5 protein-coding genes are annotated in these 6999 nt (G+C 59.3%); 1 reads left to right on the plus strand and 4 read right to left on the minus strand.

The window, feature by feature from the left end; translation table 11 throughout:
* Positions 1-126 precede the first annotated feature (126 nt).
* Positions 127-1227: a cis-3-hydroxy-L-proline dehydratase gene (locus tag ABX749_RS15885; RefSeq protein WP_145211498.1), complete on the minus strand. Its 1101-nt coding sequence runs from the start codon at positions 1225-1227 to the stop codon at positions 127-129.
* Positions 1228-1772: 545 nt separating this feature from the next.
* Between ABX749_RS15885 and ABX749_RS15890 the strand changes: the two genes are divergently transcribed.
* Positions 1773-3122 carry a sulfatase gene (locus ABX749_RS15890; protein ID WP_372896844.1) on the plus strand — a complete coding sequence of 450 codons (1350 nt, stop codon included), beginning with the start codon at positions 1773-1775 and terminating at the stop codon, positions 3120-3122.
* 170 nt (positions 3123-3292) lie between these two features.
* Here the strand turns inward: ABX749_RS15890 and ABX749_RS15895 are convergent, their stop codons facing one another.
* The 3 genes from ABX749_RS15895 to ABX749_RS15905 form a co-directional block, all read right to left on the minus strand.
* Positions 3293-3568, minus strand: coding sequence for a hypothetical protein (locus ABX749_RS15895; RefSeq protein ID WP_145211486.1), 276 nt, complete (start codon positions 3566-3568; stop codon positions 3293-3295).
* 120 nt (positions 3569-3688) lie between these two features.
* Positions 3689-5101: a DUF4832 domain-containing protein gene (locus tag ABX749_RS15900; protein WP_372896845.1), complete on the minus strand. Its 1413-nt coding sequence runs from the start codon at positions 5099-5101 to the stop codon at positions 3689-3691.
* A gap of 24 nt (positions 5102-5125) precedes the next feature.
* The gene (locus ABX749_RS15905; RefSeq protein WP_372896846.1) at positions 5126-6670 is read right to left on the minus strand and encodes an arylsulfatase; all 1545 of its coding nucleotides are present in this window, start codon (positions 6668-6670) and stop codon (positions 5126-5128) included.
* Positions 6671-6999: the final 329 nt, after the last annotated feature.

Consider the following 6999-nt stretch of genomic DNA (forward strand, 5'->3'; position numbering starts at 1 on the left):
GTGACCCGACTCCACTGCAATCATCCCATCAGGCCCCAAATTTTTTGACCAACCCATTTTTTGACCAACCCATTTTTTGACCCAATGCCGGTTCCATCCTGAATGCATTCGCGTCAACGGGCTCGCTCAGCAGCTCCAGACCGGGTCGCCGAGGACGTCGAACTTGGGTGTGATCCCCAGCCCGGGCTCGGTCGATGCTGCCATCCGGCCGTTGACCCGTTGGGGTGCCCCATCGGCGATCGATTGGGTGACGTAGCTGTTGAAGTCGGTCGAAGTGAACAGATAGTCCGTCGGCGTGCTGTGTGCCAGGTGCGCGATCGCTGCGGTGATGATGTCTCCGCCCCAGCTGTCTTCGAGTGTCATCGCGATTCCCAGGGACACGCACAGGTCGCGCGCCTGTTTCGCTTTGGTCAGTCCGCCGAACTTGCTGATCTTGATGTTGACGGCATCCATCGCGCGATCGGAGGCGCCCTTGAGGATCGCGTCGACCGAGTCGATCACTTCGTCCAAGATGAACGGCAGGTTGGTGTTTTGGCGAATCGTCAAACACTGCTGATACGTCGCACAGGGCTGTTCAATGTAGACGTCGACGTCACGCACGGCACCGACGACCCGCATCGCTTCGTGCATCAACCATCCCGTGTTGGCGTCGGCGACCAACTTATCGCCCGGCTGCAAGATCTCGCGGACCGCGCGGATTCGCTCGATGTCTTCATCGGCTTTTCCACCGACTTTCAACTGAAACCGCCGATAACCTTCGGCACGGTACCCGGCCACGTTGTCGGCCATCTCCGCGGCCGGTCGCTGGGAGATCGCGCGATAGAGCACCACATCGTCGCCGAATCGGCCTCCGAGCAAGGTGCAAACCGGCAGCCCGGAGACTTTGCCCAGGATGTCCCAGCACGCCATGTCGATCGCCGTTTTGACGTAGGGGTGCCCCTTCATCACGCGGTCCATTTTGTGATTGAGCGCCCACAACTGGGTCGGGTCTTCGCCGATCAGTTGGGGGGCGAGTTCTTGCATCCCCGCGCGGGCTCCGGCGGCGTAGGCGGGCAGGTAGACCGGCCCGAGAGGACAGACTTCACCAAAACCGACTACTCCCGAATCCGTCTCGACTTGGACGACCGTGGAATCAAAGACGTCGACGCTCTTCCCCTCCGACCAACTGTAGTTGCCTTCCGCCAGGGGCAGGTCGACTTGATAAACCTTGAATCCGGTAATCTTCATCTCGTTCACTCGATGGGTGGTGCAATGGGTTGAGACCGCCAGGCGAATTCCGCGACTGCGGAATTCGATGTCGCGAAGAGAATTTAGCAATAATCGCAATGGCGCGGCACCGGTTCGGCGCCCGCAGACACGCGCCTGCCCCAGGGCGCACCCTTTGATTGATCTTGTGCCCACACGTTGGCCTTTAGGAGCTAGCGGAACGGTGCGAGCACCTGCAGTGCCTAAGCAGGTGGCCTACCCCGACGGGGTCAAAGCCAGTAGCCGGAGGTGAGCGCAGCGACACCTCCGGACATCCGGTCCCCCGTCAGACGCGACCCCGAAGGGCAACGCTGTGAAGCATTTATTCTCTGCGTTTGACGATGTGTTAGCGGCAGGGCGCAAGCCCTCCGCTCTCTCATCGTTCCCGAAACACCGGAGGGCTCGCGCCCTACCGCTAAAAAAATGCTTGATTGACGAGCTGCACCGCGATCCGTGCAATCGAATAGACTGGCAGGGGTTGGTATTCACCCTCCCCGACCGTCTCCCCCTCACCCCGGCCATTTCCCATGTCGCGATTGATGATTGTCGCCGTCTTGTGCTGTCTGTCCGGTTTCGCCTCGGCGGCCGATCGGCCGAACGTGTTGTTCATCGCCGTCGATGATTTGAACCACTGGTTGACGCATTTGAACCGCAACCCGCAGGCCCGCACGCCGAACTTTGATCGGCTGGCTCGGCGCGGCGTCACCTTCACGAACGCCCATTGTGCCGTGCCGGCCTGTGAACCATCGCGTTGTGCGTTGATGAGCGGGCGACGACCGTGGGTGTCAGGCTGCTATAAGAACGGACACGCCTGGAAAAACCACCAAGCGGCCGGCGAGGGATTGAGCGCGCAATTTCTGAAGGCCGGTTATCACGTCGCCGGTGCCGGAAAAATCTATCACTCCAGGCAGTACTATCCCAGCGAATGGACCGAGTACATGTCCGATGACGGATTGAGTGCCAGTGGACCGGGCGTCAAGAAATATGATGGCTATCACGACGACGTGACGCACCCGAACCTCAAAGACGACGACATCATGGATTGGCACTGCGTCAACTACTGCATCGAACGGATCACCAAGAAAAGCGACAAACCGTTCTTCGTCGCCTGCGGACTGTACAAACCCCACCTGCCGTTCGTCGCCCCGCGAAAGTACTACGATGCGTTTCCGCTGGAATCGATCCAGTTGCCGCCGCACATCGAAAACGATCTGGCCGACATTCCGCCGTCGGGTGTGAAGATGGCCGGGCCGCAGGGCGATCACGCCAAGTTTCTCAAAAGCGGGCGTTGGAAAGCCGCGATTCAATCCTACTTGGCGACATGCAGCTACACCGACATGAACCTCGGCCGGTTGCTCGACGCACTCGATGCCAGCCCGAACAAAGACAACACGATCATCTGCCTGTGGAGCGATCACGGTTGGTCCCTGGGCGAAAAAGAACACTGGCGCAAGTTCGCGTTGTGGGAAGAAACCACGCGGACCGCCTTCATCTGGGACGTCCCGGGATTGACGACGCCCGGCACACGCTGTGACCGTTCGGTCGATTTGATGTCGGTGTACCCGACGCTGTGTGAGCTGACGGGGATCACGACGCCCGATTATGTCAGCGGTCGCGACATTTCGTCGTTGTTACGCGATCCCCAATCGCCATGGGAATTCCCCGCGATCACCACGCACGGACGCGGCAACCATTCGGTCAAGACCGAAACGCATCGCTACATCCGTTACGCCAACGGCGAAGAAGAACTCTACGACGTCGTCGCCGATCCCTACGAATGGAAAAACCTGGCCGCCGAGGCAAGCAGCACCCCGATCAAAGCACAGCTGGCTGAATGGTTGCCCAAAAAAGAGAAACCTGAGCCCAAGAAGAAGTAGGGCATGCTGTGCATGCCATCTGACGTCACGCACAGCGTGACCTACATCATGACGTCATGCACAGCATGACCTACACGGTGACGTCACGCACAGCGTGACCTACGTCGTGACGTCACGCACAGCGTGACCTACGTCGTGACGTCATGCACAGCATGACCTATGGCGGCTGGTTATGTCGGGACGTATTCCACCACGTGGCCGATCTTGATCACAAACGGGTGCGTTTTGTGGCTCTTGAAAAAACCGCTGACCGTCACCCCCTCCGGGTTCTCGATCACTTTGACGATGTTGACATACGGGACGTGAAAAACGTTCGCGTCATCGCCGGATCGAACCGAAAAATAATCCTCTTCGGCGGCAAGCAGCGTTGCCGATTCGATCCGGTGGGCGCTGTGAATGTTGATCCCGATCTCGTTTCCCAGTTGCGGTTCGATCAATTTTTTCATGACACTTCAACTCAAGCGTTTGTCAAAAGACACGGCACAGTAACGGCGTGCAACTCCTCAATCGTATCAGAACGGCACGGGGCTTTGTGGTTAGATGGGAACCTCGTTTCAGGGCGTTCGTCACGGCAAGCGAATTTGCCCGAGGGTCAACCAGCCCGGTTTCGTTTGACCTTGCTCCGCGTTGGCGAACCGCAACGGCTTTCCCGCTTCGAGCGGATGGACCACTCGCATCAACACGGTGTTCGTTCCCGAAAGCCCTGCAATGTCGATCGACGCCGACAACTCGTGCGCCGTTGCGCTCGGCAAATGTCCCCGCATCGACAGCCCGGGCGCGATCATGCGTTTGGCGATTTTGCCGGCTGCATCGACAACGGCCACTTCGGTAGGCCAGTCGGCGTAGAACGGTGCGACGCCTTGATTGATCAGCTGCAGAGTGATTTGGCATCGGTCCGTCTGTCGATCGGGAACGAACGCCACTCGTTGGACATAAAAGTCGTAACCCATCCGCCGGACTTCTTTCGTTGCACGTTCCAGCCGCTTCGGTGAAGCGACTTCACGAAACATCCCGGTGTCCATCAACCACGTCGCGTGTGTTTGGCTGACACATTCGTGGAAACTCTGCACCTGCTTGGGCCACTGATCGCGGTCATCGAAAACTTTGCCCCAAGCCTCGGGACGAATCTCGCCGCCGATCGGCTGGGTTTTCCATTTATCGATCGCCGCGCGGCCTGCGGCTTTGAGCGCCGGCATGTAGAACCAATCGTCCTCCTGTCTGCCGGTGTCGATCGTTGCCCAAGCAAAGGAGTCGTCGTGATAGCCGAAGGGGCGCGACGCGTTTTCGGCCTGATAGCCGTGATTCGGTCCGGCGGGGTAACGCAGCAAGACGGGCGTCGACGAGAACGCGGCCTCGTACGCATCCAGCACGATGGCTTGGGTTTCGTTGCTGGCCCAGAGGTCGTTGCGGGGATAGGTATGCCATTCGCCCCACGTGCCCAGCAAGCCGGCGGTGATGTAGGCCAACCGTGCGTCTCCGTCGTACTTGTTGCCAAACGTAGCGATGAAGGCACGAAACGCCGATCGCAGACGCTCGTCCTCGTAGTCCGGCGTCGTGATCTGCTTCGGCGGCAGGGGAGCCGTGTTGGTGTTGAGGTACGTGTGCAGCTTCAGCCCGCCCTTGATCAGGTATTCCGGGATCCCTTTCTGCTTTCCCGGATACTCGACGTAGACCCGAATCACCGCTTGGTTGCCACGCGAGGCGATGTCGTCGAGCAGTGTTTCAAGCGGCTGCCAGTCGAATTCGTCTTCCGCCCGCATCAGATCACTGAGTGCGAGATAGCTGAATTCCATGCTGTGCGGGAATCGATCCGGGTAAGGACGCGCGTACGGCACCAAACCCTTGAGCGGATTGTCGACCGGACTGGCGGCCGGTTTCAGGTCAAACGTTTGCTGGGCGACGACGGTCGTGACACCGCCGAGAATGAACAGCAAACCGAGGACGGAGCGAAACGCCAGGGTTGGGTGATGGACTCTCAAAGCGTAATTCTCACGGGTTCAAGGCTACCGTCCGTCGCCGCTGTACTTGATCGTCGCACCGGTCGGGGCTTGCGGCCACGGGGTCTCGCCGGGCGCCCACGACTGGGGCTGCTTGCTCCGCACCGCCATCACCCGCGTCTTCAACCAGTCCGGTGCATCGCGGTTTTCAGCTTGACCATAGACAAAGGGCTGCGGCGGATGCATCAATCGCGGCGGTGATCCGAGGACTTTTTGCAACGGTGGTCGCTGTTTGCCGATCGCATCAAGTTGCGATTTCAATCGAGCGACAATCTCGGGATGCTTTGACGCGATGTCCGTGGACTCGGTCGGATCGGTGGCGATGTTGTAAAGCATGTCGCCCATCAGTTTAAAGTCACCCGAGCGGATGGTCGGCAATCGCACGCTGCCGGCGACCTCGTACACAATCTCCGTCCGTGGACTCGGCTGACCATTCAGAATCACTTGCGACATGTCCATGCCGTCGAGCGGTCGACACGGTTTCGTGCTGCCTCCGGCCAGGCTGACAAAGGTCGGCAGCAAGTCGACGACGTGCATCATCGCGTCGCTGGTTTTTCCGGCGGGAATCTTTCCGGGCCATCGCATCGTACACGCCACACGGACTCCGCCTTCGAACGTCGTGTTCTTGGTTCCGCGATACGGCCGGTTGACCTCTTCGGTCAATCCCCCATTGTCATTGGCAAATACGACGATCGTGTTTTCGGCAAAACCGTGTTGGTCAACCGCACCGACGATGCGTCCCACTGCGTCGTCGAGACATTTCAGCGCCGCCGAACGCTTGTCGAGCGTGTCGGTGTAGCGTGGAATCTCCTCCAACGGTCCGTGGATCGCGTTGAAGGGAACATAGATGAAAAACGGGACGTCCTTGCTGCGCTCGGAAATCAACCGAACCGCTTCGTTGGCGAACAGGTCGGTCGAGTATCCCTGTTCATCGAGCGGTTGTTGATTGCGATGCCAGTCATAGACCGCAAACGTGGCCGGCGAATTGTGGGGGATCGTGTAGTTGTTGTAATCGATGCCCCAGCCGTAGTGACCATATTGGTGATCAAAACCCTGGCCCATCGGCAATTGTTCGGGTAACCATTCACCCAGATGCCATTTGCCGATCAAAGCGGTGTAGTAGCCGGAGGCTTTGAGTGCTTCTGCGATGGTGTGTTCGTTCGTATCCAGCCCGTGCAGCATCCGCGTCGGCGTCCCGTCGGCGGTGTGGGCCAGTTCCAGACCGAGTTTCTCGAGGTAGCTGGGTTTGCCGAAGTCCTCCGACCGCCAATCCATCCAATTGCGAAACGCATAACGGCCGGTCATCAAGGCACAGCGAGTCGGTGCGCAGACCGAATGGGCGTAGAACTGCGTCAGACGAAGACTTTCGCCGGCCAGACGATCCAAATTTGGCGTCAGATCGGCGTTGCCGCCCTGAAACCCGGGGTCTGCCCAGCCCATGTCGTCGGACAGCATCAGGACGATATTGGGCTGCTCGGCGGCAGCAGAAGGGGACGCGAAACACGCCAAGACGGTCAGGGTGGCAAGAATGAAACGAAAAGGGAGATGCATTTGGAAATGGATGGGAGAGGTAAGGTCAATGGAGTTGGGTTCGAGTGGACCCCATTGTAGTCGTTCGCGCCGGTTCAAGGTCCTACTCGCATCCGTTGGTGTCCAGCCTTCAGGCGCATCCTCGGATGCCGTCAGGCATCGCGGTTCTCCGCCAGCCGCTTCGCGGCTGCAGGGGAGCGGCTGAAGCCTGGACACCAACACTCACCATGGTTTTTCGGCACCTGTTGGTGTCCAGCCTTCAGGCGCATCCTCGGATGCCGTCAGGCATCGCGGTTCTCCGCCAGCCGCTTCGCGGCTGCAGGGGGAGCGGCTGAAGCCTGGACACCAAC

Origin of the sequence: Stieleria sp. (assembly GCF_041595215.1) — a bacterium.
In the GTDB taxonomy this organism is placed as follows: Bacteria; Planctomycetota; Planctomycetia; order Pirellulales; family Pirellulaceae; genus Stieleria; species Stieleria magnilauensis.

Coding starts and splice junctions, on each gene's coding strand:
- ABX749_RS15895 (WP_145211486.1), bottom strand. CDS start 3,568: ATGAAAAAATTGATCGAACCGCAACTGGGAAACGAGATCGGGATCAAC.
- ABX749_RS15890 (WP_372896844.1), top strand. CDS start 1,773: ATGTCGCGATTGATGATTGTCGCCGTCTTGTGCTGTCTGTCCGGTTTC.
- ABX749_RS15905 (WP_372896846.1), bottom strand. CDS start 6,670: ATGCATCTCCCTTTTCGTTTCATTCTTGCCACCCTGACCGTCTTGGCG.
- ABX749_RS15885 (WP_145211498.1), bottom strand. CDS start 1,227: ATGAAGATTACCGGATTCAAGGTTTATCAAGTCGACCTGCCCCTGGCG.